This is a genomic window from Burkholderia sp. BCC1977, assembly GCF_905339595.1.
In the GTDB taxonomy this organism is placed as follows: domain Bacteria; phylum Pseudomonadota; class Gammaproteobacteria; order Burkholderiales; family Burkholderiaceae; genus Burkholderia.
The window spans coordinates 240,383-264,197 of the sequence record NZ_CAJPGQ010000004.1 but is presented as its reverse complement, the minus strand read 5'-3'; the positions used below and the strand labels follow the sequence as shown (position 1 = coordinate 264,197).

Annotated in this window: 22 protein-coding genes; 13 read left to right on the top strand and 9 right to left on the bottom strand. The window is 68.1% G+C overall.

Going from position 1 to position 23,815, the window contains the following annotated elements:
• Positions 1-72: 72 nt before the first annotated feature.
• A complete protein-coding gene (locus U5771_RS06045) occupies positions 73-639 on the bottom strand; it encodes a cysteine dioxygenase (RefSeq protein ID WP_322023138.1) in 567 nt (188 codons plus the stop codon).
• A 74-nt stretch (positions 640-713) separates the two neighbouring features.
• Between U5771_RS06045 and U5771_RS06040 the strand changes: the two genes are divergently transcribed.
• Positions 714-1,637: a LysR family transcriptional regulator gene (locus U5771_RS06040; RefSeq protein ID WP_322023137.1), complete on the top strand. Its 924-nt coding sequence runs from the start codon at positions 714-716 to the stop codon at positions 1,635-1,637.
• A gap of 61 nt (positions 1,638-1,698) precedes the next feature.
• On the opposite strand, the gene U5771_RS06035 is transcribed toward U5771_RS06040, so the two are convergent.
• Entirely contained in the window at positions 1,699-3,153 is a 1,455-nt protein-coding gene (locus U5771_RS06035; RefSeq protein WP_322023136.1) for an acyl-CoA dehydrogenase family protein, read from the bottom strand.
• A gap of 450 nt (positions 3,154-3,603) precedes the next feature.
• Here U5771_RS06035 and U5771_RS06030 point away from each other — a divergent pair, with 450 nt between their 5' ends.
• The 8 genes from U5771_RS06030 to U5771_RS05995 all read left to right on the top strand — a co-directional run bounded on the left by U5771_RS06030 (position 3,604) and on the right by U5771_RS05995 (position 11,740).
• A complete protein-coding gene (locus U5771_RS06030) occupies positions 3,604-4,689 on the top strand; it encodes an LLM class flavin-dependent oxidoreductase (protein ID WP_322023135.1) in 1,086 nt (361 codons plus the stop codon).
• A gap of 20 nt (positions 4,690-4,709) precedes the next feature.
• Positions 4,710-5,555: a class II aldolase/adducin family protein gene (locus U5771_RS06025; RefSeq protein WP_322023134.1), complete on the top strand. Its 846-nt coding sequence runs from the start codon at positions 4,710-4,712 to the stop codon at positions 5,553-5,555.
• 36 nt (positions 5,556-5,591) lie between these two features.
• Positions 5,592-6,626 carry an ABC transporter substrate-binding protein gene (locus U5771_RS06020; RefSeq protein WP_322023133.1) on the top strand — a complete coding sequence of 345 codons (1,035 nt, stop codon included), beginning with the start codon at positions 5,592-5,594 and terminating at the stop codon, positions 6,624-6,626.
• Between the two features lie 4 nt (positions 6,627-6,630).
• Complete coding sequence (locus U5771_RS06015; RefSeq protein WP_322023132.1) at positions 6,631-7,731, top strand: ABC transporter permease; 1,101 nt, start codon at positions 6,631-6,633, stop codon at positions 7,729-7,731.
• Positions 7,725-8,558 carry an ABC transporter ATP-binding protein gene (locus tag U5771_RS06010; protein WP_322023131.1) on the top strand — a complete coding sequence of 278 codons (834 nt, stop codon included), beginning with the start codon at positions 7,725-7,727 and terminating at the stop codon, positions 8,556-8,558. Before U5771_RS06015 ends, U5771_RS06010 begins: the two co-directional genes overlap by 7 nt.
• Before the next feature lie 50 nt (positions 8,559-8,608).
• Positions 8,609-9,790, top strand: a complete 1,182-nt coding sequence (locus U5771_RS06005) for a c-type cytochrome (protein ID WP_322023130.1) — start codon at positions 8,609-8,611, stop codon at positions 9,788-9,790.
• 37 nt (positions 9,791-9,827) lie between these two features.
• A complete protein-coding gene (locus tag U5771_RS06000) occupies positions 9,828-10,781 on the top strand; it encodes an ABC transporter substrate-binding protein (protein ID WP_322023129.1) in 954 nt (317 codons plus the stop codon).
• A gap of 92 nt (positions 10,782-10,873) precedes the next feature.
• Complete coding sequence (locus tag U5771_RS05995; protein ID WP_322023128.1) at positions 10,874-11,740, top strand: MOSC domain-containing protein; 867 nt, start codon at positions 10,874-10,876, stop codon at positions 11,738-11,740.
• Between the two features lie 69 nt (positions 11,741-11,809).
• Here the strand turns inward: U5771_RS05995 and U5771_RS05990 are convergent, their stop codons facing one another.
• A complete protein-coding gene (locus tag U5771_RS05990; RefSeq protein WP_322023127.1) occupies positions 11,810-13,207 on the bottom strand; it encodes a sensor histidine kinase in 1,398 nt (465 codons plus the stop codon).
• A gap of 124 nt (positions 13,208-13,331) precedes the next feature.
• Positions 13,332-14,006 (bottom strand): response regulator, encoded by a 675-nt coding sequence (locus tag U5771_RS05985; RefSeq protein WP_322023126.1) that lies wholly within the window; start codon positions 14,004-14,006, stop codon positions 13,332-13,334.
• A gap of 126 nt (positions 14,007-14,132) precedes the next feature.
• Here U5771_RS05985 and U5771_RS05980 point away from each other — a divergent pair, with 126 nt between their 5' ends.
• From U5771_RS05980 to U5771_RS05965, 4 genes are all read left to right on the top strand, one after another.
• Positions 14,133-15,233, top strand: coding sequence for an ABC transporter substrate-binding protein (locus tag U5771_RS05980; protein ID WP_322023125.1), 1,101 nt, complete (start codon positions 14,133-14,135; stop codon positions 15,231-15,233).
• Positions 15,234-15,341: 108 nt separating this feature from the next.
• Positions 15,342-17,114: an iron ABC transporter permease gene (locus tag U5771_RS05975; RefSeq protein ID WP_322023124.1), complete on the top strand. Its 1,773-nt coding sequence runs from the start codon at positions 15,342-15,344 to the stop codon at positions 17,112-17,114.
• Positions 17,107-18,174, top strand: coding sequence for an ABC transporter ATP-binding protein (locus U5771_RS05970; RefSeq protein WP_322023123.1), 1,068 nt, complete (start codon positions 17,107-17,109; stop codon positions 18,172-18,174). Before U5771_RS05975 ends, U5771_RS05970 begins: the two co-directional genes overlap by 8 nt.
• Before the next feature lie 154 nt (positions 18,175-18,328).
• Positions 18,329-19,420 carry a porin gene (locus U5771_RS05965; protein ID WP_322023122.1) on the top strand — a complete coding sequence of 364 codons (1,092 nt, stop codon included), beginning with the start codon at positions 18,329-18,331 and terminating at the stop codon, positions 19,418-19,420.
• 139 nt (positions 19,421-19,559) lie between these two features.
• Here U5771_RS05965 and U5771_RS05960 read toward each other — a convergent pair whose 3' ends face one another.
• The 5 genes from U5771_RS05960 to U5771_RS05935 all read right to left on the bottom strand — a co-directional run bounded on the left by U5771_RS05960 (position 19,560) and on the right by U5771_RS05935 (position 23,810).
• The gene (locus U5771_RS05960) at positions 19,560-20,060 is read right to left on the bottom strand and encodes a hypothetical protein (protein WP_322023121.1); all 501 of its coding nucleotides are present in this window, start codon (positions 20,058-20,060) and stop codon (positions 19,560-19,562) included.
• Complete coding sequence (locus U5771_RS05955; RefSeq protein WP_322023120.1) at positions 20,057-21,247, bottom strand: DUF6402 family protein; 1,191 nt, start codon at positions 21,245-21,247, stop codon at positions 20,057-20,059. Before U5771_RS05955 ends, U5771_RS05960 begins: the two co-directional genes overlap by 4 nt.
• A gap of 528 nt (positions 21,248-21,775) precedes the next feature.
• Positions 21,776-22,582 (bottom strand): 4-hydroxy-2-oxoheptanedioate aldolase, encoded by an 807-nt coding sequence (hpaI, locus tag U5771_RS05945; RefSeq protein ID WP_322023119.1) that lies wholly within the window; start codon positions 22,580-22,582, stop codon positions 21,776-21,778.
• Positions 22,583-22,594: 12 nt separating this feature from the next.
• On the bottom strand, positions 22,595-23,398 hold the full coding sequence (gene hpaH / locus U5771_RS05940) for a 2-oxo-hept-4-ene-1,7-dioate hydratase (RefSeq protein ID WP_322023118.1): 804 nt from the start codon (positions 23,396-23,398) through the stop codon (positions 22,595-22,597).
• A 19-nt stretch (positions 23,399-23,417) separates the two neighbouring features.
• Positions 23,418-23,810 (bottom strand): 5-carboxymethyl-2-hydroxymuconate Delta-isomerase, encoded by a 393-nt coding sequence (locus U5771_RS05935; RefSeq protein ID WP_322023117.1) that lies wholly within the window; start codon positions 23,808-23,810, stop codon positions 23,418-23,420.
• Between the last annotated feature and the right edge of the window lie 5 nt (positions 23,811-23,815).

The following is a 23,815-nucleotide window of genomic DNA, read 5'->3' as shown; positions in this document are numbered from 1 at the left end:
TGAGCCTGCGGCCGTGCCCTCGCAATGGGGCGCCGGCGACCTGCGGGGTCACGCGTTCGATCGCACGTTCCATCACACGTTCGAATAGCCGGACACGAACGGCTTCACGGTGCCGTCGTCCAGGAACACCGCGCGCTCCACCTTGCCGATGTTCGCGCCGTACACGTGGATGCTGATCGACACCTGGTCCGCGAACGCATTGGTCACGCGATGGACGTCGCCGATGCGCGGCGACACGGCCTCGACGTCGCCCGGCTGCAGCCGCACCGCATCGCCCGACGGCACCGGCTTGCCGGCCGCGTCGAACCGGTACGGCTGCGAAAACTCGCCGCCGCGCAGCATCCCGATCAGCCCCCACACCGTGTGGTTGTGGATCGGCGTCGTCTGGCCGGGCCCCCACACGAAGCTGACGACGGAAAACCGCGCGTCGGGATCGAGATGCAGCAGGTACTGGCGGTAGCGCTCGGGATCGGGCTGCGCGAACGCGTCGGGCAGCCAGTCGTCGTGCGCGACCAGCCCGGCAAGCAGCGCGCCGCCCTCGTCGAGGATGCGCGCCTCGTTCGCGCGGGACGCGAGCAGCGCGCCCAGTCCATCGACGAACGGACGCAGCGGCGTCTGCTGCAACGAAAGCGTACTCATCGGCTGGCTCCTCGAATATGATGCCGAATATGATGGATCGTCATGATGCACCCGAAAGACCATGCAGAACAAACATGAAAATTAGCGATATCGACGCTTTTGCAGCGGTCGTCCGCTGCCAGACGCTGAGCCAGGCCGCGGCCGAGCTCGGGATGACGCAGCCGGCGATCACGCGGCGCGTGCAGAATCTCGAGGAAGCGCTGGGCGTGACGCTGCTCGACCGCAACACGAAGCCGCCGCGCCCGACCGACATCGGCCTGCAGGTGTTCGAGCAGTGCCGCGCGATCCTGCGCGAAGTCGATGCGCTGCGCGAACTGACGGCCGGCCAGCGGCCGCCCGCCGGCGAATTCCGCGTGGGGCTCACGCAAGGGCTCGGCGAGCTGATGCTGCCGGGCCTGATCGCGCAGCTCGCCGGGCAATGGCCGGCGCTCGCCACGCAGGTCACGACCGCCTGGGGCGGCATGCTCGTCGAGCGCGTCGCGCGCCGCGAACTCGACGCGGCGCTGGTGTTTCTGGCCCGCGAGCTGGTGCTGCCGCCGCAGGTCGAAGGCGAGCGGCTGCTGGCCACGCGCCTCGTCGCGGTCGGCCGCAAGGGCGACTGGCCGCGCCGCAGCTACCGGCTCGCCGACTGCCATGCGCGCGGCTGGGTGCTCAATCCCGACGGCTGCGGCTTTCGCGCGGGCCTGCGCCGCGCACTCGACGCGCAGGGGCTGCCGATGCCGGTCACGCTCGACACCTACGGCCGCGACCTGCAATTGCAGAGCGTCGCGAACGGTTTCGGCATCGGGTTGATGCCGCTGCCGCTCGTGGAAGGCAGCCCGCTGCGCGACGCGGTCGACATCGTCCCGCTCGCCGATTTCAAGCCGCAGATCGATCTGTGGCTGCTGCACCGGCAGGACGCCGCGCGCTTCACGGCGCCGCTGGCGGCCGTGGCCGCGCATGCGCGCACGGCGTTCGCGCTGCCCGCGGATGCGGCCGCGCACGACGAGGCCGCTTGAGCGAAGCCGGCGACGCCGGCACGGCGTCGCCCCGTTTACGCTGACCGTCACGCCGACCGGCTCACGCATCGTTGCGACCGGATGCCTGCGCATTGCGTGACGTCGCCTCTGCTTGCGCTTGCGCTTCTACATTCGCATTCGCCTCTGCATTCGCCTCCGCTTCTGCCTCCGCTTCTGCCACTGCTTCCGCCTCTGCTTCTGCCACTGCTTCTGCCACTGCTTCTGCCACTGCTTCCGCCACTGCTTCCGCCTCCGCGTTCGCGCTTCGCGCCGCCTCGAGCGCCGCGCGCCCCGCGGCGACCGCGATCGCATCATCCTGCGGCGTATGCACACGGCCGCACAGCACGTCGCGATAGTGACGTTCGAGCGGATTATGGCGGCTCAGCCCGTGATTGCCCGACAGCTTCAACGCGTGTTCGACCGTGCGGATCGCCTGTTCCGTCACGGCTCGCTTGACGAGGCCGCTCGTCGTCACCGTCGGCGCGTCGCCCGCATCGGTGCGCGCGATGTGCTCGTCGAGCAGCACGCGGTTCGCGTGCAGCCACCCTTCGATCTCGCCGACGGCCTCCTGCACGCGCGGCAGCGTCGCGAGCGGCGCACCGAGCCCGCTCGGCGCACGGATCGTCGCGAAATCGAGCAGCCAGTCGCGCGACGCACGCGCCACCGCGTCATAGAGGCTGCCGAGCAACGCGACCATCCATGCCTGCTGGTCGGCCTGCGCGTCGACATCCGCATGGCTCGCGGCCGACACGGCCCACGCATCGGGCGCACGCACGTCCACCGCATGATCCGCGGGCAGCCGCACGTCGTCGAACACGACCTCGTGGCTGCCCGATGCGCGCAGGCCCAGGTGATTCCAGCTTTCGATCACGCGGATACGCGCGTCGTCCTCCGCGTCGCGCTCGCGCCGCACGAGAAACACGCCGACGCGCGGCTCGGGCTCGTCGGTGCGGGCCCACACGGCGAGCCAGCGCAGCGCCGGAATGCCCGTGCTGTACAGCTTGTGGCCGGACAGCCGCCAGCCGTCGCCGTCGCGACGCGCAATCGTGTCGGGCAGACCGCCGCGCGACGGTGAACCGAGCGCCGGCTCGACCCGCAGCGCGTTGATCAGCGCACCTTCGTCGACGGCACTGTCGAACACCGCATGCCGCAGGCGCGCGGGCCAGCGGTTGTCCGCACGGCCGAGCGCGCGATGCTGCAGATACGTCATCGTCAGCACCAGCGCGGTCGCGGGATCGGCGCGCGCGACGGCGGCCACGATCCGGCTCGCCTGTGCGAGCGTCGCGCCCGCGCCGCCCCGCTCGCGCGGCACGACCTGCGCGATCAGCCCGGCGCGATGCAGACGCGCGAAGTTCTCGTGCGGAAAGCGGCCGTCGACGTCGTTGCGGGCGGCGTCGGCGGCGAGTTCGGGCGCGAGACGCTCGAGCAACGCGGCGACGCGTGCATCGTCGGCAGGCAGGTAGCGCAGCGACGACTGCGGCGAAAGCGGCGAGGAAGCAGCAAGGCTGGCGGACATCGGTACGAGTTCCCTCGGTGACTGGGTAGCTGGATAGCTGGGTAACGCAAGTAACAGCGGAGATCGATTGGCGAACGGTGCGGCGGCTCAGGAAGCCTCGGCGACCGACCGCCGATTCACAGGCCGATTCACGGACGGGTCCCACACAAGCTCGCCAACGCACCGGCATTTGAACCGGGCCGCGAATCCCGGACAGGAACCGGACCGCATGCCGATCCGGTTCCTGCCCGGCGCGGCAGCCCCGGCGGACATGCGCCCGACGCCCTTTCGATTCCATCGCGAACCCACAGCGTATGCGCAACGCACACACCCCCAAACCATGCAAATCTGATATTCAAATCGGGATTGATTATTTCCGTTCCGCATGATCCCGACGGTAATCTGCGCTCCATTCCCGCCCCCGCCGGCCATCGCTGGCCGCGCCGGACCGTCCTTGCATCGGAGACCCAGATGAGCGTCGAATTCATCGGCATGATCCAGAGCCAGAAGCAGTCGGAAATCCATCCGGCTGCCGGCCCCGTCGTCGACCCAGACTACGTGCGCGACTTCGCCCGCGCACACGAAACGGCCGGCTTCGACCGGATCCTCGTCCCGCACCACTCGACCGGCCCGTCGGCGACGCTGACGATCGCGTTCGCGGCCGCCGCGACCGAGCGCATCCACTTCATGCTCGCGCATCGCCCGGGCTTCACCGCGCCGACGCTCGCCGCGCGGCAGATCGCGACGCTGGACCAGTTCAGCCGCGGCCGGCTCGCCGTGCACTTCATCTCCGGCGGCTCGGACAGCGAGCAGCAGCGCGACGGCGATTTCCTCGATCACGACGCGCGCTATGCGCGCACCGACGAATACCTCGGCATCCTGCGGCGCATCTGGACCGACACGCAGCCGTTCGATCACGACGGCGCGCACTACCGCTTCACGCAAGGCTTTTCGGAAGTCAAGCCGTTCCAGCGGCCACACGTGCCGATCTACTTCGGCGGCGCCTCGGAGGCGGCGCTCGAAGTGGCCGGCAAGCATGCGGACGTCTATGCGCTGTGGGGCGAATCGCTCGACCAGGTGCGCGACCTGACGACCCGCGTGCGCGCCGAAGCCGCGAAGCACGGCCGGCAGGTGCGCTTCTCCGTGTCGTTCCGGCCGATTCTCGCGGCGACCGAAGACGAAGCGTGGGCACGCGCGCACCGGATCCTCGATGAAACCCGCCGGCTGCGCGAAGCGGCCGGCCTCGGCACCGGCGGCCCGCAGCAGAGCGAAGGCGCGCGGCGCCTGCTCGCCGCGGCCGAACGTGGCTCGCGCGTCGACAAGCGGCTGTGGACCGAGATCGCGAAGCTCACCGGCGCGCGCTCGAATTCGACCGCGCTGGTCGGCACGCCCGAACAGGTCGCCGACGCGCTGCTCGACTACTACGACCTCGGCGTGACGACGTTCCTGATCCGCGGCTTCGATCCGCTCGAAGACGCGATCGACTACGGCCGCGAACTGATTCCACGCGTGCGCGGCGCCGTCGCGGCACGCGACGCGGCGCGCCGCGCAGCCTGATGCCAACGGAGACGCAAGCCATGTCCGCCGTCCTCTCTGCTTCATCGCCCGCGCGTACCGCGTCGGGCCTCGTCCTTGCCGACACGCCGCGCCAGCATTTCTGGTTCGATCCGCCCGCGCCGCGCTTCGACGTCGCCGCCGAGCGCCGCCACCGGCAGGTGCGGCTAGCGGCCGCGTTCCGCCTGTTCGCGCGTTACGGTTTCGCGTCGGGCCTTGCCGGTCACATCACCGCGCGCGATCCGGAACTGTCCGACCACTTCTGGGTGAATCCGCTCGGCGTGCATTTCTCGCAGATCAAGGTGTCGGACCTGCTGCTCGTCAACGCGCGCGGCGAAACCGCGATCGGCAACCGGCCGCTGAACAAGGCCGCGTTCGCGATCCATGCGGCGATTCACGACGCGCATCCGCACCTCGTCGCGGCCGCGCATACGCATTCGACCTACGGCAAGGCGTGGTCGACGCTCGGCCGCCCGCTCGACCCGCTGACGCAGGACGCGTGCGTGTTCTACGAGGACCACGCGCTGTTCGACGACTTCACGGGCATGGTCGTCGATACGAGCGAAGGCGCGCGGATCGCGGACGCGCTCGCGAAGCCCGACGGCACCACGCACAAGGGCGCGATCCTGAAGAACCACGGAATCCTGACGGCCGGCCCGACGGTCGAGGCCGCCGCGTGGTGGTACATCGCGCTCGACAACGCCGCGCACACGCAGTTGCTGGCGGAAGCGGCCGGCACGCCGCAACCGATCGATCACGCGACCGCGCGACACACGCACGGCCAGATCGGCGGCCCCGACGGCGCACTGCACGCGTTCGACAGCCTGTTCGCGCGCGTCGTCGCCGACGAACCCGACCTGCTCGACTGAGCGCCCTTCCGCACGACCGGAACCGGAGACCACCCAATGACCGAACCCACCACACGCACGCCGGCCGGCGCCCATGACGACAAGCGCCGACGGCTGCTGCGCGCGGCCGGCGCCGCCGCGCTCGCCGCGCCGGCGATCACGCTCGGCCGCAAGGCCTGGTCCGCGCCGCCGCTGAAGAAGCTCACGTTCGCGTGGAACCAGAACGCGTTCTGCCTGACGCCGATCGTCGTCGCGCAGGAAAACGGCTTCTTCGAGAAGAACGGGCTGAAGGTCGAATTGATCAACTACAGCGGGTCGACCGACCAGTTGCTCGAATCGATCGCGACCGGCAAGGCCGATGCCGCGGTCGGGATGATCCACCGCTGGCTGAAGCCGCTCGAAGCCGGCTTCGACGTGAAGATCATCGGCAGCTCGCACGGCGGCTGCGTGCGGCTGCTCGGCGCGAAGACGGCTGGCGTCACGACACTGCAGGCGCTGAAGGGCAAGACGGTCGGCGTCAGCGATCTCGCCGCGCCCGGCAAGCACTTCTTCTCGATCCTGCTCGCGAAGCACGGCATCGATCCCGAACGCGACATCACGTGGCGGCAGTATCCGGCCGACCTGCTCGGCGTCGCGGTCGACAAGGGCGAGATCCAGGCGATCGCCGACGGCGACCCGAACCTCTATCTGCTCGAGAAGCGCAGCAACGGCGCGTATACGGAACTCGCGACGAACCTGTCCGGCGAATACGCGCGCAAGGTGTGCTGCGTGATCGGTGCGCGCGGCGACCTCGTGCGCAACGACCGGCCCGCGGCCGCGGCGCTCGCGCGCTCGATCGTGCAGGCCACCGAGTACACGCACGACAACCCGAACGAAGCCGCGAAGGCGTTCGCGAAGTATTCGCCGAAGATCAGCCCCGACGACCTGCGCAAGCTGTACGCGACGCTGACCTACACGCACCACCCGACCAACGTCGACCTGCAGCAGGAGATCGCGTTCTACGCGGACGATTTCCGCCGGATCAGCGTGCTGAAGAAGAGCACCGACCCGCAGCGCTTCGCGCAGCAGGTCTATGCGAACGTGCTGGGGTGATGCGATGTCGACGATCGAACACGCATCCGCCGCGCGCACCGCATCGGCACCGGGCGATGCCGCCACCGTGACAGCTACCGCCGCGCCCCGTGCCGCGTGCACGGCCTGCGACGCGACGCTCGCGGCCGAAGCCCGCCGGGCACGCACCTGGCCGACCGGCGTCGTCGCGGCGCTCGCGTGGGCCGCGCTCGGCGCGGTGACCTACGTGTGGCCGAACCGCGTCGTCGGTTTCACCGACTGGGCATACACCGACACGTTCGGCATCGCCGCGTGGGCGATCGCCGCACTGCTGCTGGCCGCCGCGACGCTCGGCCATCGCGTGCCGGCCACGCGCGCGCGGCTCGCCCGCGTGCGCCCGGCCGGCCCCTGGCTCGTCGCGCTGCCGCTCGTGCTCGCCGCGTGGGAAATCGTCACGGCCAAAACGGGTTGGCTGCCGACGCCGTTCTTCGCACCGCCGCAGGCATTGATCGAGGTCTACGTCGACGACTGGCCGCGCCTTGCCGGCAGCGCCGGCAATACGCTGAAGCTGCTTTCGCTCGGGTTTGCCTACGGTGTCGCGGTCGGGTTCGCGGTCGGCGTCTCGATCGGCTGGTCGCGCCGCATCGGCTACTGGGTGCATCCGGTGCTGCGCGTGCTCGGCCCCGTGCCGGCCACCGCGCTGCTGCCGCTCACGTTCTACTTCTTCCCGACGAGCTATTCGGCCGCCGCGTTCCTGATCGCGCTGTCGACCGGCTTCCCCGTCGCGGTGCTGACGTGGTCGGGCGTCGCGAGCGTGAACCGGCAGTACTACGACGTCGCGCGCACGCTCGGCGCGAACGCGCGCTTCCTGGTGTTGCGCGTCGCGATTCCGGCCGCGCTGCCGCATGTGTTCGTCGGCATCTTCATGGGGCTGAGCGCGTCGTTCACGGTGCTCGTCGTCGCGGAGATGATGGGCGTCAAGTCGGGGCTCGGCTGGTACCTGAGCTGGGCGCAGGGCTGGGCATCGTACGTGAACATGTATGCGGCGCTGATCGTGATGGCGCTGCTGTTTTCCGGGCTGATCGCGCTGCTGTTCGCGGTGCGCGACCGTGTGCTCGCGTGGCAGAAAGGAACCGTCAAATGGTAAGCGCCGCCGCTCTCGAATCGTCCGTTTCCCCACGGGCCACCGCGCCCGCCGCGCCTGAAGCGACCGCGCCGCGCGGCGCGCGCATCGACATTCGTCGCGTGAGCCATGCATTCGACGGCCCCGGCGGCGCGCTGCCGGTGCTCGACGACGTCACGCTGTCGGTCGTGGCCGGCGAATTCGTCGCGCTGCTCGGCCCGAGCGGCTGCGGAAAATCGACGCTGCTGCGGCTCGTCGCGGGCCTCGACGCCGCGCGGCAGGGCAGCATCGCGCAGGACGGCGCGCCGATCGAACGGCCCGATCCGTCGCGCATCGTCGTGTTCCAGGATCCGACGCTCTACCCGTGGCGCCGCGTGCGTGCGAACGTCGCGCTCGGCCTCGAGGCGCGCGGGGTGGCGCGCACCGCGCGGCATCGCGTCGACGATGCGCTCGCGCGCGTCGGGCTGCAGGAATTCTCGAACGCGTTTCCGCACCAGTTGTCGGGCGGGATGGCGCAGCGGGTCGCGCTCGCCCGCGCGCTCGTCAACGATCCGCGTCTGCTGATCCTCGACGAGCCGCTCGGCAAGCTCGATTCGTTGACGCGGCTGACGATGCAGGCCGAGTTGACCGCACTGTGGCAGCGCGACGGTTTCTCCGCGCTGCTCGTCACGCACGACGTCGAGGAAGCGCTGTTCCTCGCGCAGCGCGTGATCGTGTTCGGCCCGCGTCCCGCACGCATCGTCGCGGAATTGCGTGTCGACCTCCCCTATCCGCGCCATCGCGGCGACCCGCGTCTCGCCGAACTGCGCCACGCAGCGCTGCGGCATCTCGGACTCGACGCGAGCTGGTAGATGCGGGGTGCCGTTCGCAGGATGGCCGGCACGCGGCAAAGGCCGTGCCGATGAACACGCCGCCGTTCGCCGACTGGGCGCTCCTGTTCCTGCAACTGCTGTATCGCGCGCAGATCGCGCTCGCGCAGGGACTGCATGCGACCGGCCTGACCGGCGATGTCGACGGACAGGCCGCGTGGCCCTGGGCACACCGGATCGCGCTCGAAACGCTGCGCATCGATGCCGGGCTCACGCGACAGCTCGCGTTCGCTGGCGCGATGACGGCACTGGCCGTGACGCTCGGCTGCATCGCGCTCGTTTCGCGCACGTGGCGGGCGGCATCGGCCATTGCTGCGCTGGCCGTCGCGTGGTTCGCGCCGTGGCCCCCTGCATCGCTGTGGCTCGCGCCTGCGGTGCCCACGAGTTTCCAGCGCAGTCCCGACGCGTTCTCCGTCGCGAACGTGATGCGCGGCGCCCACCTGTATGCGCAACATTGCGCGGCCTGTCACGGCGCGGACGGCCGCGGCGAGGGACCGCTCGCGGCCACGCTCGCCCACTGGCCGCCGACCTTCGCCGGCGCGCTGCTCGCCCGCCGGCTCGACGGCGAACTGTACTGGCGCGTGCGGCACGGTACGCGCGACGCACGCGGTGCGTCGTCGATGCCGGGCTTTGCCGCGACGCTCGGCCCGGCCGATACGTGGGCCGTGCTCGATTACCTGAAAGCGCTGTCGGCCGGCAGCGGCGCGCAGGCCGAAGGTGCGTGGCCCGTGCCCGTCCCGCTGCCGGCGCTCGACGTGCGCTGCGGCAGCGGCGCGCCCCAACCGCTCGAGCGCTGGCGCGAAGGCCAGCGCGTGCGGGTCGTCGCACTCGCGCCGCGCGGTACGCCGCCGACGGAAGACCCGCGCTGGCAGACGCTGCTCGTCACCGCCAGCGCCACGCCCGCACCGCCGGCAACCGGCGCGCGCGCGAACTGCGTCGCGTCCACACCGGATGCATGGCAAGCGTTCGCCACGATCGCCGGCGTGCCGCCCGATACGTTCGGCGGCACGCAACTGCTCGCCGATCGGCGCGGCTGGCTGCGGGCGCGCGCGTTGCCGGGCAGCGCGGGCTGGTCGGCCGACGACCTGCTGTGCCGCTCGGATGCCGCGGCGCGACCGTCCGCTGCCGCCGCGAACGTCGATCCGCTGACCGCGCTGCTGCTGCGCGTCGACGCCGAACCGGTGCGCGACGTGCAGGCCGGACTTCCGCATTGAATCCCTGAACCGTTACCCCGATGGACCGAACCTCACGATGAATCCGACCCGACGCCACTTCCTCGCGCAAGCGAGCGCCCTCGCCGCCGTCTCCGTGGCGCCGGCCGCGCTCCATGCGCAATCGGGCCCGCGCCCTCTGCTGCGTGCCGGCGACCAGAAAGGCGGGCTGCGCGCGCTGCTCGAAGCGGCCGGCGAACTGAACGGCCTCGCGTACGACATCGCATGGACCGAATTCCCGGCCGCAGCCCCCTTGGCCGAAGCGCTGAACGCGGCGGCCGTCGACTGCGGGCCGATCGGCGACGCGCCAGTGATCTTCGCGCTTGCGTCCGGCGCCCGCATCAAGGTGATCGGCGCGAACCGGTCCGACCCGTACGGCACCGCCGTGCTCGTGCGGCCCGACGCGACGCTGAAGGACGCCGCCGATCTGAAAGGCAAGCGCATCGGCACCACGCGCGGCTCGATCGGCCATTTCGTCACGCTGAAGGCGCTCGACGCGGCCGGCCTGCCGCCCGACGCCGTCTCGTTCCGCTTCCTGCCGCCGGCCGACACGATGCTTGCGCTCGCAACCGGTTCGATCGATGCGTGGGCGACCTGGGAACCCTATACCGCGCTCGCCGAAACGAGCGGCCGCGCGCGCGTGCTCGTCAACGGCCGCGGCCTGTGGTCGGGCCTCAGCTACCTCGCGGCGACCGACGCGGCGATCGCGTCGAAGCGCGACGTGCTGCGCGACTTCCTGCAACGCGTGGTGCGCGCGCAAGTCTGGTCGTACCAGCACGCCGACGCGTATTCCGCGGCGCTCGCGCGCATCATCGGCATCCCGCCGGCGGCCGCGAAACTGCAGTTCGAGCGCCGCGGCACGCGCTGGCAGCCGATCGACGCGACGCTGATCGCCGGGCAGCAGCGCACGGCCGACTTCTATCTGAAGGCGGGACTGCTGCGCCAGCCGCTCGACGTGCGCACGACCTTCGACCTGGGCTTTCCGCTGGCGTGACCGGCCGCGCGGCGGCTTGCAACCGCCCAAACGGCTTTCGCACGATCTGGCACAATCGCGATTCGACCATCCTGCCTTCGTCAGCCAGCGTCATGCCAGCCATTTCCGAACTCTTCGTCTACCCGATCAAATCCTGCGCCGGCATCGCGCTGTCGCGCGCGCAACTGCTCGAAACGGGCCTCGCGTACGACCGCCACTGGCTGATCACCACGCCCGACGGGATGATGATCACGCAGCGCACGCACCCGCGCCTCGCGCTGATCCGCACCGCGCTCGACAGCGATGCGCTCGTGCTGAACGCGCCGGGCATGCCCGAGATCCGCACGCCGCTCGACGGCGATGCGACGCCCGCCACGCCGAAGATGGCCGCGACCGTCTGGCGCGACACCGTCGACGCGATCGACACGGGCGCAGAGACGGCCGCGTGGCTCACCGAATTCCTCGGCATCCCGTTGAAGCTCGCGCGCTTCGGCGCGGATGCGCGCCGCGGCTGCAACCGCAAATGGACCGGCGACATCGACACCCACACGCAGTTCGCGGACGGCTATCCGCTGCTCGTGATCGGCCAGTCGTCGCTCGACGACCTGAACGCGAAGCTCGTCGCGAAAGGCGCGCCGGCGATTCCGATGAACCGCTTCCGCCCGAACATCGTCGTGTCGGATCTCGACGCGTACGAAGAGGATTTCCTCGAGCGTCTCGACGCCGAAGGCGAGACGCCCGTGCGGCTGCGTCTCGTCAAGCTGTGCACGCGCTGCCCGATGCCGACGATCGACCAGGCGACCGGCGCGCCGAACCCGGCATGGCCGCACGAGCCGACCGACACGATGCAGACCTATCGCGCGAACCCGAACTTCGACGACGCGCTGACGTTCGGCATCAACGCGATCGTCGTCGAAGGCGCGGGTGCGTGGCTCGAGGTCGGGCAGTCCGTCGAAGCGGAGATCGGGTTCGGCGACTGACCGGATCGGCGCAAGCGGCGGACGGCGCGTCGTCTGCGTCGCCGCCATCCGCCGCTCGCGGCAGCCTCGCTACTGCGCCGCAGGAACCGTCGGCAGCACCACCGTCACGATCAACCCGCCGCCCGCCGCATCGGCCAGCGTCACGCTGCCCTGATGCACGCGCGCGATCTCCCGCACGATCGACAGCCCGAGCCCCGTGCCTTCGACCGTCTGAGTCTTGCTGCCGCGATGGAAGCGCTCGAACACCGCGTCGCGCTCACCGGCCGGGATGCCCGGCCCGTTGTCGATCACGTCGAGCCGCGCACGCTCGCCGTCGCGCGACACGCGCACCGTGATCACCGCGCGGTCGCCCGAATAACGGATCGCGTTGTCGATCAGGTTGCCGACCAATTCGCCGAGCAGGTCGGGCTGCCCGAGCACGTCGACATCGGCCTCGTGTTCGAAACCCAGGTCGATGTCGCGCGCGCGAGCGACGGGCGACCAGTCGAGCGTCACGCTGCGCGCGAGCCGGTGCAGCGCGACCGGCTGGTGCGCGACCGCATGGCCGCTGTCCGAATCGAGCCGCGACAGCGACAGCAGTTGCTGGACGATCTTCGCGGCCTGCCGCACCGCGCCGTTCACGCGCCGCAGATGCACGGTCACGCGCGGCTGCTCGTCCGGCCGCAATGCCAGCTCGACGCCGGCCTGCACGGCCGCGAGCGGCGTCTTCAGCTGATGCGCCGCGTCCGCGAAGAAACGCCGCCGCGCGACCTGCATACGCTGCGTGCGGCCGATGTACTGGTTGATCGACTCGACCAGCGGCGCGAGCTCGCTCGGCATGCCGCCGGTGTCGAGCGGCGTCGGATCGCCGTCGCTGCGCGCGGCGACCGTCGCCGACAGCCGGTTCAGCGGCCGCAGCCCGCGCCCGACGCCGAGCCACACGATCCCGAGCGCGAGCACGACGAGCAACCCTTCCTGCAGCAGCGAGCCCACCAGGATCTCGCGCGCGAGCGCCTGGCGCGCCTCGATCGTCTCGCCGACCATCACCCACACGATGCGCGTCTGCGCGGTCGGCACGTCGTGCACCGGCACGCGCAGCGCGGCCATGCGCAACTGCTCGCCGCGATAGACGACGTTGTAGTAGCGCGTGACGAACAGTGCGCCGTCGCCCTGCGGCAGCGGCAGGTCCGGATAGCCCGTGATCGTATGGCCGTTGTCCTCGCGGATCAGGTAGTAGATCTTGCCGCCGTCGCCCGACTCGAACATCTCGAGCGCGAGATACGGCAGGTCAACCTCGATCTCGCCCTCGTTGAGCCGCACGCCTTCGCGGATCGACTTCAGCGACGACGACAGCGTGCGGTCGAACGCGACGTGCGCGGCGCTCATCGCGCGCTGGTAGGTGAGCCACGAATCGAGCGCGAGCAGCCCGAGCAGCGGCAGCAGCAGCCATAGCGCGACTTGCGTGCGCAGGTTCGGGCGCGTCACCATGCCTGCCGCCGGAGCGCCCCAAGAATCGCCTGCGCGCCGTCGGCGGGCCGCGGACGTGTCGACCCGGCGTAGCGCTGCGGCATGCACGCCGGTCTCATGCGAGGCAAGTGAGCGTGGCGGCCGCTCATCCGGCCGCCTTCGCTTCGAGCAGATACCCGAGCCCGCGCAGCGTGACGATCGCGACGCCGGTGTTCTCCAGCTTCTTGCGCAGCCGGTACACGTAGATCTCGATCGCGTCCGCGTTGACCGACTCGTCGAGCCCGAAGATCTTCTCCGACAGCGTCTCCTTGTTGATCGCGCGGCCGTTGCGCAGGATCAGCACCTCCAGCACCGAGCGCTCGCGCGGCGTGAGCGGCAGCGGTTCGCCGGCGAGGTGGAAGCTGCGGTCGATACTGTCATACGAAAGCGGCCCGCATGCGACCCGCGAATGTTCGTGGCCGAGGCTGCGCCGGATCAGCGCACGGGCGCGCGCCTCCAGCTCGGTCAGCTCGAACGGCTTCGCGAGATAATCGTCGGCCCCGAGATCGAGCCCCTTCACGCGGTCCTCGACCGAGCCGTGCGCGGTGAGAATCAGCACCGGCACCGGATTGCGGCGCGCGCGCAGCCGCCGCAGCACCTCGAGCCCGTCGAGCTTCGGCAGCCCGAGATCGAGGATCACCAGCGCGTAATCCTGCGTGCGCAGCACGTGATCCGCCGCCTCCCCGTCCGCCATGTGATCGACCGCGAAGCGCGCGGCGCTCAGCGCGTCGTTCAGCGACTGCGCCAGGTTCGGGTTGTCTTCGACGAGCAGCACACGCATGGGAACCTCGGGAAATCCATGACACAAAGGACGCTATTGTGAACCGAAATGAAAGCAGGCTGAAAGTGCCTCGCAATTAACATCCGCGTCATTCGAACAACACACACGCATAACTGGAGGAAGACAATGCCGTTTGCACCGAAGCAGCTCGCCGCCGCGCTGGCGATCGTCCTGGGCACCGCCGCCGGCGCCGCCGTCGCGCAGGTTCCGGCCGGATATCCGGGTAACTACCAGGGTGTCGTCGACGCCGCGAAGCAGGAAGGCAAGCTGATCGTCTACTCGACCACCGACACGGGCCTCGTGCGCCCGCTGCTCAAGGACTTCGAAAGCCTGTACGGCGTGAAGGTCGAGTACAACGACATGAACAGCACCGAGCTGTACAACCGCTACATCAGCGAGAACGCCGCCAGCAGCACGAGCGCCGACGTGCTGTGGAGCTCGGCGATGGATCTGCAGGTCAAGCTCGTCAACGACGGCCTGATGGCGTCGTACGATTCGCCCGAAAGCCCGAACGTGCCGCAATGGGCGCAATACCAGAAGCAGGCGTACGGCACGACGTTCGAGCCGCTCGCGATCGTCTACAACAAGCGCCTGATCCCCGAGAACGAGGTGCCGAAGACGCGCGCCGACCTGATCAAGCTGCTCACCACGCAGGCCGACAAGTTCAAGGGCAAGGTCACGACCTACGACATCGAGAAGTCGGGTGTCGGCTTCAACTACCTGACGCAGGACGCGCACGTGAACGAGAAGGTCACGTGGGAGCTCGTGAAGGCGATGGGTGCGACCGGCCCGAAGCTGCAGTCGAGCACCGGCGCGATGATGGAGCGGATTTCGTCGGGCGAGAACCTGATCGGCTACAACATCATCGGCTCGTATGCGTACGCGAAGGCGAAGAAGGACAAGTCGATCGGCTATGTGCTTCCGAAGGACTACACGCAGGTCGTGAGCCGCCTCGCAACGATCTCGAAGAAGGCGAAGAACCCGAACGCCGCGAAGCTGTGGGTCGACTACCTGCTGTCGAAGCGCGGCCAGACGCTGATCGCGAACCAGGCGAACCTGTACGCGATCCGCACGGATGTGACCGGCGAAACGTCGGCCGCGAGCCTCACCAAGGACCTCGGCGATTCGCTGAAGCCGATCCAGATCGGCACCGGCCTGCTCGTCTATCTCGACCAGTCGAAGCGGCTCGCGTTCCTGAAGCAATGGCAGCAGTCGATCAAGCGCTGATCGGCTGAGCAACTGACCATCGGCCGCCCGCCGTGCATCGCGCGGGCGGCCTCTTCCCCTTACCGACTTCCTAGAGGCGGCCATCCGGATGGCCGCAGGGGCGAACTCATGCTTTCAACCAGCACACGCGGAGCGGCGCAGGCCGTTCCGCCCACCACCGGCCCGGGCAGCGCGATCCCCGCGCTGCCGGCCAACGGCCTGCAGCCGCTCGCCGGCATGCTGCGCTGGATCGTCGTCGCGGTGCTCACCGTCGCGGTCGCGCTGCCGCTCGGCTTCATCCTGTTCCAGAGCCTGCTGTCCGCGCCGTTCTTCGACGCGAACAAGACGCTCGGCATCGAAGGCTTCCGCTTCATCTTCACCGACCCGGACTTCTGGTCGGCCGTGAAGAACTCGTTCATCATCGCCGGCGGGATGTTGTTCATCTCGATCCCGCTCGGCGGCATCCTCGCGTTCCTGATGGTGCGCACCGACCTGCCCGGCCGCCGCTGGCTCGAGCCGCTGCTGCTCACGCCCGTGTTCGTGTCGCCGATGGTGCTCGCGTTCGGCTACGTGGTCGCGGCCGGCCCGGTCGGCTTCTACTCCGTGTGGTTCAAGGAACTGTTCGGGGTGCAGAACGTACCCTGGAACGTGTACTCGATCTTCGCGATCACGGTGATCGTCGGCCTCACGCACGTGCCGCACGTGTACCTGTACTCGTCCGCCGCGCTGCGCAACCTCGGCTCCGACGTCGAGGAAGCGGCGCGCGTCACGGGCGCCCGGCCGTTCCGCGTCGCGCTCGACGTGAGCCTGCCGATGACCATGCCCGCGCTGCTGTTCGCCGGCGTGCTCGTGTTCTTCCTCGGTTTCGAGGTGTTCGGGTTGCCGCTCGTGCTCGGCGATCCGGAAGGCCACCTCGTGCTCGCGACCTACCTGTACAAGCTGACCAACAAGCTCGGCGTGCCGTCGTATCACCTGATGGCCGCGGTCGCGGTGTGCATCGTCGCGATCACGTTCCCGCTCGTGCTGCTGCAGCGCCGCCTGCTGAAGACCGCGAACCGCTTCGTCACCGTGAAGGGCAAGGCCGGCCGCGCGACGGTGCTGCCGCTCGGCGTATGGCGCTGGATCGCGCTCGCGATCGTCGCGCTGTGGCTGCTGCTGACCGTGATCGTGCCGATCTCGGGCATCGTGCTGCGCGCGTTCGTGACCAACTGGGGCGAAGGCGTCGCGCTCGCCGAAGTGCTGACGCTGTCGAACTTCATCGAGCTGTTCGAGCAGGACAACCTCGTGCGCGCGATCGTCAACACGCTCGGCATCGGCGTGATCGGCGGCGCGCTCGCGATCGGCTTCTACTCGCTCGTCGCATTCGCCGGCCATCGCCGCCCCGACTGGGCGACCAAGCTGCTCGACTACCTCGTGCTGCTGCCGCGCGCGGTGCCGGGCCTGCTCGCCGGTCTCGCGTTCCTGTGGATCTTCCTGTTCGTGCCGGGCCTGCGCGAGCTGAAGAACTCGATGTGGAGCATCTGGATCGCATACACGGTCGTGTGGCTCGCATACGGGATGCGGCTCATCCAGAGTGCGCTGCTGCAGGTCGGCCCGGAGCTCGAGGAGGCCGGCCGCAGCGTCGGCGCGACGCGCAGCCGCGTGTCGCTCGACGTGACGCTGCCGCTCGTGCGCTTCGGCCTGCTCGCCGCGTGGCTCCTGATCTTCATGATCTTCGAGCGCGAATACTCGACTGCCGTCTATCTGCTGTCGCCCGGCACCGAAGTGATCGGCGCGCTGCTCGTGTCGCTGTGGGCGACCGGCGCCGTCGACCAGGTTGCCGCGCTCTCTGTCATCAACATCGCGATGGTCGGCGCCGGTCTCGGCGTGGCCCTGCGCTTCGGAGTGAAACTTCATGGATAAGCTCATCGTCGACGACCTGCATCTCAGCTACGGCGCCAACCCGATCCTCAAGGGCGTGTCGTTCGAACTGAAGGCCGGCGAAGTCGTGTGCCTGCTCGGCGCGTCGGGCAGCGGCAAGACCACGCTGCTGCGCGCGGTAGCCGGCCTCGAACAGCCGTCCGACGGGCGCATCCAGCTCGACGACCGCGTGTTCTTCGACGGCGCGCGGCACGTCGACCTGCCGGTCGAACAGCGTTCGCTCGGCCTCGTGTTCCAGTCGTACGCGCTGTGGCCGCACCGCACCGTCGCCGACAACGTCGGCTACGGGCTCAAGCTGCGCCGCGTGGCACCGGCCGAACAGAAGCGCCGCGTGCAGACCGCGCTCGACCAGCTCGGCCTCGGCCATCTCGCCGAACGCTTTCCGCACCAGTTGTCGGGCGGCCAGCAACAGCGTGTCGCGATCGCGCGCGCGCTCGTCTACAACCCGCCGGTGATCCTGCTCGACGAGCCGCTGTCGAACCTCGACGCGAAGCTGCGCGAGGAAGCGCGTGCGTGGCTGCGCGAGCTGATCGTGTCGCTCGGGCTGTCGGCGCTCTGCGTGACGCACGACCAGACCGAAGCGATGGCGATGTCCGACCGCATCCTGCTGCTGCGCAACGGCCGCATCGAACAGGAAGGCACGCCGGCCGAGCTGTACGGCGCGCCGCGCTCGCTGTACACGGCCGAATTCATGGGCAGCAACAACCGCATCGACGCGCGCGTCGCGGCCGTCGACGGCGAACGCGTGACGCTCGCCGGCGACGGCTGGGAACTGCAGGCGCTCGCCCGCGACGCGTTCGCGCCGGGCCAGGACGCGCAGGCCGTGATCCGCCTCGAGCGCGTGCAGGTCGCCGACGGCCCGGGCGCGAACCGGCTGCAGGCGGACCTCGTCACGTCGATGTATCTCGGCGACCGCTGGGAATACCTGTTCCATTGCGGCGAGATGCGCCTGCGCGCGTTCGGCCACGTGCCGCGCGCGGCCGGCAAGCACTGGATCGAGTTCCCGGCCAACGACTGCTGGGCGTTCGCGAAAGCGGGCTGACCCGGGCGCGACGGCCGGCGCGCCGCCGCGCATGCAATCGGGCGCGCATGCCTTTTCGGCACCCATCGGCGGGCACGTCACGGCGCCCGCCGCGGGCTCCTGCGCGCCGCGTATCCGTTTTACCCAACCCACAAGAACCAAGGAGACACCGTCAATGAAGTCACGCGCAGAACGTTCCCTTCGCACCGCCGTCCTGACCGGATCGGCCGCCGTCGCCGGCCTCGCGGCAGGCGCCGCGCACGCGCAGTCGTCGGTCACGATGTACGGGATCATGGATGCCGGCATCGAATACACGAACCACGCGGCGCCGGACGGCGGAAGTTCAGTCAAGCTGAAGTCGGGCAACAAGAATACGTCGCGCTGGGGCCTGCGCGGCGTCGAGGATCTCGGCGGCGGGCTGAAGGCCGTGTTCCGCCTCGAAAGCGGTATCGACCTCGCGAACGGTGCGTTCGACGACGGTCCCGACTCGATCTTCGCGCGCCGCGCGACCGTCGGCCTGAAAGGCAAATGGGGCGAACTGACGCTCGGCCGCAACTACACCGTCACCTACGACTACATCCTGCCGTTCGACCCGATGGGTTACGCACAGAACTACTCGTGGGCGACCTCGTCGATGGCGACGGGCGGCCGCAAGGACGGCATGTTCACGCGCTCGTCGAATGCGGTGCGCTACGACGGCGAATTCAGCGGCGTCAAGTTCGGCGCGATGTACGGCTTCGGCAACGTGCCGGGCAGCGTGAAGACCAGCTCGAAATACGACTTCGCGCTCGGCTACGAGACCGGCCCGTTCGCGGCGGTGCTCACGTTCGACCGGCAGAACGGCGCGGCCGACAGCGTCACGCCGGCCGATACCGTCAACTATATCCAGGGCATCCACGCGGGCCTGAGCTACGACTTCGGCAACCTGAAGACGATGGCCGGCTATCGCAACTACAAGCGCACGTTCCACACCACGGCGGCGAACCAGTTGAGCGACACGTACTGGCTCGGCGGTTCGTACCAGTTCACGCCGGCGTTCTCGCTGATCGCGGCCGTCTATCACCAGAACATCAAGGGCGGCAGCGATGCCGATCCGACGCTGGTGTCGGTGCGCGCGAACTACGCGCTGTCGAAGCGCACGGTGCTGTACGCGGCCGGCGCGTTCGCGATCGCGAAGCACGACCAGAAAGTCGGCGTGTCGCGTGATTTCGCCGGGTACGGCACCACGCAGGTCGGGGTGACGGCGGGGATTCAGCAGCGGTTCTGAATCCTGGCTTGACGACACGGGCGGCGGCACACGTCGCCGCCTGCCCGGCTCCGTGCGATGCGGTCAGTGGCACGCACGCGCCATCGTGTGCCGGCCCCGGCGCGCAGCACGACATCGCATACGCACGGATCACTGTCCGCTACGGCAACATAGCCTTGAATCGATCAAACCGTGTCGGTGGCAGCCTGATCTCTCCGTCGCTGCCGACGGCGGTATCGAATATCAGGGATTCCTTGGTCCATACCAAACGAACGGAATCCGGGTACTCGTAAGTTCGCTCGGCAAGCAATCGCATGTCGGATGTCCGATAGAGTCGCAAAAGGATTCGATCTGCTCCCAGGTAGGCGTATTGCGCCGTGTAACGGCCCCCACCGTTCGTGGAAAGCTCGCTATCAAACCGTGTCGCATGTGCGCGTACGCGCGCATCCTTGTAGTAAGAACCGGCGCAGAACAACACAGTGACAATTGCCAGACCGGCACCCAGCGCCTTCATTCCGGACTTCATTCGTTCGACGCGCCCCTCGTTGCGCGAGAAGCCGTATAAAACAACGATCAGTAGACATACAGCGGTGCCGACCAGCCCGAGTGCTGCAAGTGCAACCAGTCCTGCGCCCTGCATACCTGTCGCCAGGCCATTCATTCGAAATACACCGTTATGGGTTTGGCTAACATGATTGGCCTATAGTCGGAAAATATGATGAAGTCGCCGCCTCGATGGTGTCGCGCTTGCCACTCGCGGAACGAGCGATTCCGGACCGGATAGTAAACCTTCCCCGGTTCATAGAGGTTTGCGATCGTACTGCCTGCCACTACCGGAAAGTCAAACCACGGCTGATCCGCAAGATTCGCTGCCGTATAGCTTGGTACGATAACCACGCCGTTTTTGCTCCAGTGGCCCAGGTACTGGGACCGCGAATCTGTCGCTCCCTCAAAGGAATAACCGTCCCGGACGTATACAACGATGTGCGTAACCGTCGCCTTCATATTTCCGACGTCGAACGTAACGCCCGCTACCGCCGCATAGAGGTTGAATGCTCCCAACGCGCCGGTCAGGTCGTCAGGGACACCGGCATCGGGAAGTCGTCGCGCGGCCTGCAAGGCCTTCTGCTCGAAGGAGCTCTCTACCGCTGCTCGCTGGAATTGGAACGCCTTGTGTAGCTTGCGAATATCGTAGCCGCTGATCGCCCAAGGCGATACGTCTCCCCGACTACGGTAGCGGCCAAGAATATCTTTAAGGGTTGCATACGCACGCGAGCTATATATATCGGCATTTACGAGACTATCGTACTGCTTCCTTGCGCGCCCATGCTTGAGGACCCAATCCAGTTTTATGGTGGTTCGATCGACCATCGACTCAGGGTAAAGGTCGCCGCTCTGATTGATCTCGTTACTCTGGTCTTTCGATGTAATCGAGTAGTTAAGTTCCCCCGCAAACCACCGCTCCATCAATTTCGCGGAAACCGGCATATGCTCTTTGCGCATGGCATCGGGAATTTGCTGAATATCGAAAGGCGGCACTTCTTTTTTCTTTTCGGCTGCCTTCGTTTGCTTGGGTGGATCGGGCGTATCCAACCACTTCTTGAAGCGTGAAAATGCACCTGCAATTCTTTCGATGTCGTCCACCATCTTATCGAGCGAGTCACGCTTGTCTGCCCGAACAACAGGTGAGGATTGCTTGACTCGCGACTCCTTCACCGGGGGAGCCATTGCCAGCGACAGGCCGACATCGCACACAGGGATGCCTCCATCGCCCCCCTCACAAACCTTCCATTTCCAAACCAGCTTGTTGATCTTGAAGTACGGAATCCTATCGGTATCACGCGTCATGCTTATACTCGCGTTGTAGAATTCTCGACCTTACAATTTCACACTGAACCGTACAACGTCGCGCGATCGCCATTTATCAAAAAAGGGTAAAGCGATCGAGTCCCGAACACGGGGCGCTCCAGATCTGCTTGCCTACATCGCACCGGCGTTCGCCCGTTTCGGGCGGGACAAGCATTTCCTGAAACGTCTCTCAGGCAATCCGGCGCCGCCGGGTAAAGCGCACAAGCATTGTCGACAACTGTAAACGGCGAACCCGTCATTCGTAGTCGACCTCGTACTCCTCCGCCTGTTGGCTCAATTCCTGTCAGTTTCGCGCGGGCCAGCACGACCTTGACGGCAGCCTTGCCATCGACCAGCCCGACGAGGATATCGACCTGCTAACGAAATGAGAGGTCGGAAGCTCGACCTGATATGCGCGATCCTCGTCGTCGAAAATCTGGATGCGTTGTATTTCCGTTCGCGTGCCCAGGTACGCGGCGAGCGAGCGCTGTCCTTCGAAAGCCGCCCGCATCGCGCCATTCGCTTTGCTCAATACGTCCCGTCCCCCTTCTTCACCGCCTCGCCGCCCTTCCCCTTGAACTGCGCCGCCAACCGCTCCGCGCTTCTCGCCAGCAGTGTCGTATCCACCCCCACCGCGACAAACAACGCCCCCGCCTCCAGATACCGCCGCGCCGCCGCCTCATCCGCACTCAGAATCCCCGGCGCCTTCCCTGCCGCCTTGATCGCCCGGATCGCGCCGTCGATCGCCGCCTGCACGTCCGGATGCCCCGGATTGCCGAGGTGCCCGAGATCGGCCGCCAGATCGGCCGGCCCGATGAACACGCCATCGACGCCTTCCACCCGCGCAATCGCGTCGATCGCGTCGAGCCCGGCACGCGTCTCGACCTGCACGAGCACGGCCATCTCGTCGTTCGCGCGATGCAGGTAGTCACCCACGCGATTCCACCGCGACGCACGCGCGAGCGCACTGCCGACGCCGCGCATCCCGTGCGGCGGATAACGCGTCGCGGCCACGGCCGCGCGCGCTTCGTCGGCGCTCTGCACCATCGGCACGAGCAGCGTCTGCGCGCCGAGATCGAGCACCTGCTTGACGATCACCGGATCGTTCCACGGCACGCGCACGACCGGATGCGACGGATACGGCGCGATCGCCTGCAACTGCGCGAGGATCGTCGGCACCGTATTCGGCGCATGTTCGCCGTCGATCAGCAGCCAGTCGAAACCGGCGCCCGCGACGACTTCGGCGCTGTACGGATTCGCCAGGCCGAGCCACAGCCCGACCTGCGCGTGGCCACGTGCGAGCGCGGCCTTGAAGACATTCGACGGAATCTGCATCGCTCGCTCGCCTCACTCGAAGTAGCACTGGATCGTCCCGAGCGGGCCGTAGTCGACGCTGAACGTGTCGCCCGGCCGCGCCGCGCACGGCCGCGTGAACGAGCCGCCGAGCACGATCTGCCCCGGCTCCAGCGCGACGTCGAAGCGCGACAGCCGATTCGCCAGCCACGCGACGCCATTGGCCGGATGGTTCAGCACGCCGGCCGCGACGCCCGTTTCCTCGACCACGCCGTTGCGCGACATGATCGCCGCGACCCAGCGCAGGTCGACATCCCGCGGCCGCACCGGACGCCCGCCGATCACGACACCCGCGTTCGCCGCGTTGTCGGCGATCGTGTCGAACACCTTGCGCGGCCGCTTCGTATCGGGGTCGATCGACTGGCTGCGCGCGTCGATGATCTCGAGCGCGGGCACGACGTAATCGACCGCGTCGTACACGTCGAAAATCGTGCAGTTCGGACCCGTGAGCCGCTTGCCGAGCACGAACGCGAGTTCGACCTCGACACGCGGCACGATGAAGCGGCCGGTCGGGATCGTGCCGCCGTCGTCGAAGAACATGTCGTCGAGCAGCGCGCCGTAATCGGGCTCGTCGATCTGCGACGTGTTCTGCATCGCCTTCGACGTGAGACCGATCTTGTGGCCCTTGAGCGTGCGGCCTTCCGCGAGCTTGAGGGCGACCCACGCGCGCTGGATCGCATACGCGTCGTCGATCGTGATGTCGGGATGGTCGAGCGAGATCTGGCGGATCTGCGTGCGCTCGCGCTCGGCGTCGTGCAGACGCCGCGCGAGCTGGTCGATGATGGCGGGTTCGAGCATGGTCGGATCGGAAATGGGTTCAGCCGGCCCGCTTGTAGCGGGCGTGGATGTTGTTGTGCTTGTACGAGCCGCTTTCGCTGAACTCGGTCAGCTCCATCGACAGCGCGAGGTAGCGCTTCGCGTACAACGCCGCGAAATGCGCCTTGATCGCGTCGAACAGCGCGTCGCACGCGGCCTTCTTGGTCTCGTCGCTGCGGCCCGAGCCGATCTTCAGCGTCACGTGGACGAACGCGTCGTCCTCGGTGCCGTCGGCGACGCAATAATCCTGCAGCTCGATCGCGCGCGAGCGGATGCCGCCCGTCGGAAACACGCCGCCCTGCGCGATCAGCGTCGCGTTGATCGTGCGCAGCAGCGCGGGAATGCGCGCGTCGTCGCGGATGTTCGCGGTGTATTCGACGACGATGTGTGGCATGGCAA

Coding starts and splice junctions, on each gene's coding strand:
- U5771_RS06035 (WP_322023136.1), bottom strand. CDS start 3,153: ATGTCCGCCAGCCTTGCTGCTTCCTCGCCGCTTTCGCCGCAGTCGTCG.
- U5771_RS05955 (WP_322023120.1), bottom strand. CDS start 21,247: ATGACGCGTGATACCGATAGGATTCCGTACTTCAAGATCAACAAGCTG.
- U5771_RS05975 (WP_322023124.1), top strand. CDS start 15,342: ATGCTTTCAACCAGCACACGCGGAGCGGCGCAGGCCGTTCCGCCCACC.
- U5771_RS06045 (WP_322023138.1), bottom strand. CDS start 639: ATGAGTACGCTTTCGTTGCAGCAGACGCCGCTGCGTCCGTTCGTCGAT.
- U5771_RS06005 (WP_322023130.1), top strand. CDS start 8,609: ATGAACACGCCGCCGTTCGCCGACTGGGCGCTCCTGTTCCTGCAACTG.
- U5771_RS06015 (WP_322023132.1), top strand. CDS start 6,631: ATGTCGACGATCGAACACGCATCCGCCGCGCGCACCGCATCGGCACCG.
- U5771_RS05965 (WP_322023122.1), top strand. CDS start 18,329: ATGAAGTCACGCGCAGAACGTTCCCTTCGCACCGCCGTCCTGACCGGA.
- U5771_RS06025 (WP_322023134.1), top strand. CDS start 4,710: ATGTCCGCCGTCCTCTCTGCTTCATCGCCCGCGCGTACCGCGTCGGGC.
- U5771_RS06030 (WP_322023135.1), top strand. CDS start 3,604: ATGAGCGTCGAATTCATCGGCATGATCCAGAGCCAGAAGCAGTCGGAA.
- U5771_RS06000 (WP_322023129.1), top strand. CDS start 9,828: ATGAATCCGACCCGACGCCACTTCCTCGCGCAAGCGAGCGCCCTCGCC.
- U5771_RS05935 (WP_322023117.1), bottom strand. CDS start 23,810: ATGCCACACATCGTCGTCGAATACACCGCGAACATCCGCGACGACGCG.
- U5771_RS05980 (WP_322023125.1), top strand. CDS start 14,133: ATGCCGTTTGCACCGAAGCAGCTCGCCGCCGCGCTGGCGATCGTCCTG.
- U5771_RS05985 (WP_322023126.1), bottom strand. CDS start 14,006: ATGCGTGTGCTGCTCGTCGAAGACAACCCGAACCTGGCGCAGTCGCTG.
- U5771_RS05995 (WP_322023128.1), top strand. CDS start 10,874: ATGCCAGCCATTTCCGAACTCTTCGTCTACCCGATCAAATCCTGCGCC.
- hpaH (WP_322023118.1), bottom strand. CDS start 23,398: ATGCTCGAACCCGCCATCATCGACCAGCTCGCGCGGCGTCTGCACGAC.
- U5771_RS05960 (WP_322023121.1), bottom strand. CDS start 20,060: ATGAATGGCCTGGCGACAGGTATGCAGGGCGCAGGACTGGTTGCACTT.
- U5771_RS06040 (WP_322023137.1), top strand. CDS start 714: ATGAAAATTAGCGATATCGACGCTTTTGCAGCGGTCGTCCGCTGCCAG.
- hpaI (WP_322023119.1), bottom strand. CDS start 22,582: ATGCAGATTCCGTCGAATGTCTTCAAGGCCGCGCTCGCACGTGGCCAC.
- U5771_RS05990 (WP_322023127.1), bottom strand. CDS start 13,207: ATGGTGACGCGCCCGAACCTGCGCACGCAAGTCGCGCTATGGCTGCTG.
- U5771_RS06020 (WP_322023133.1), top strand. CDS start 5,592: ATGACCGAACCCACCACACGCACGCCGGCCGGCGCCCATGACGACAAG.
- U5771_RS06010 (WP_322023131.1), top strand. CDS start 7,725: ATGGTAAGCGCCGCCGCTCTCGAATCGTCCGTTTCCCCACGGGCCACC.
- U5771_RS05970 (WP_322023123.1), top strand. CDS start 17,107: ATGGATAAGCTCATCGTCGACGACCTGCATCTCAGCTACGGCGCCAAC.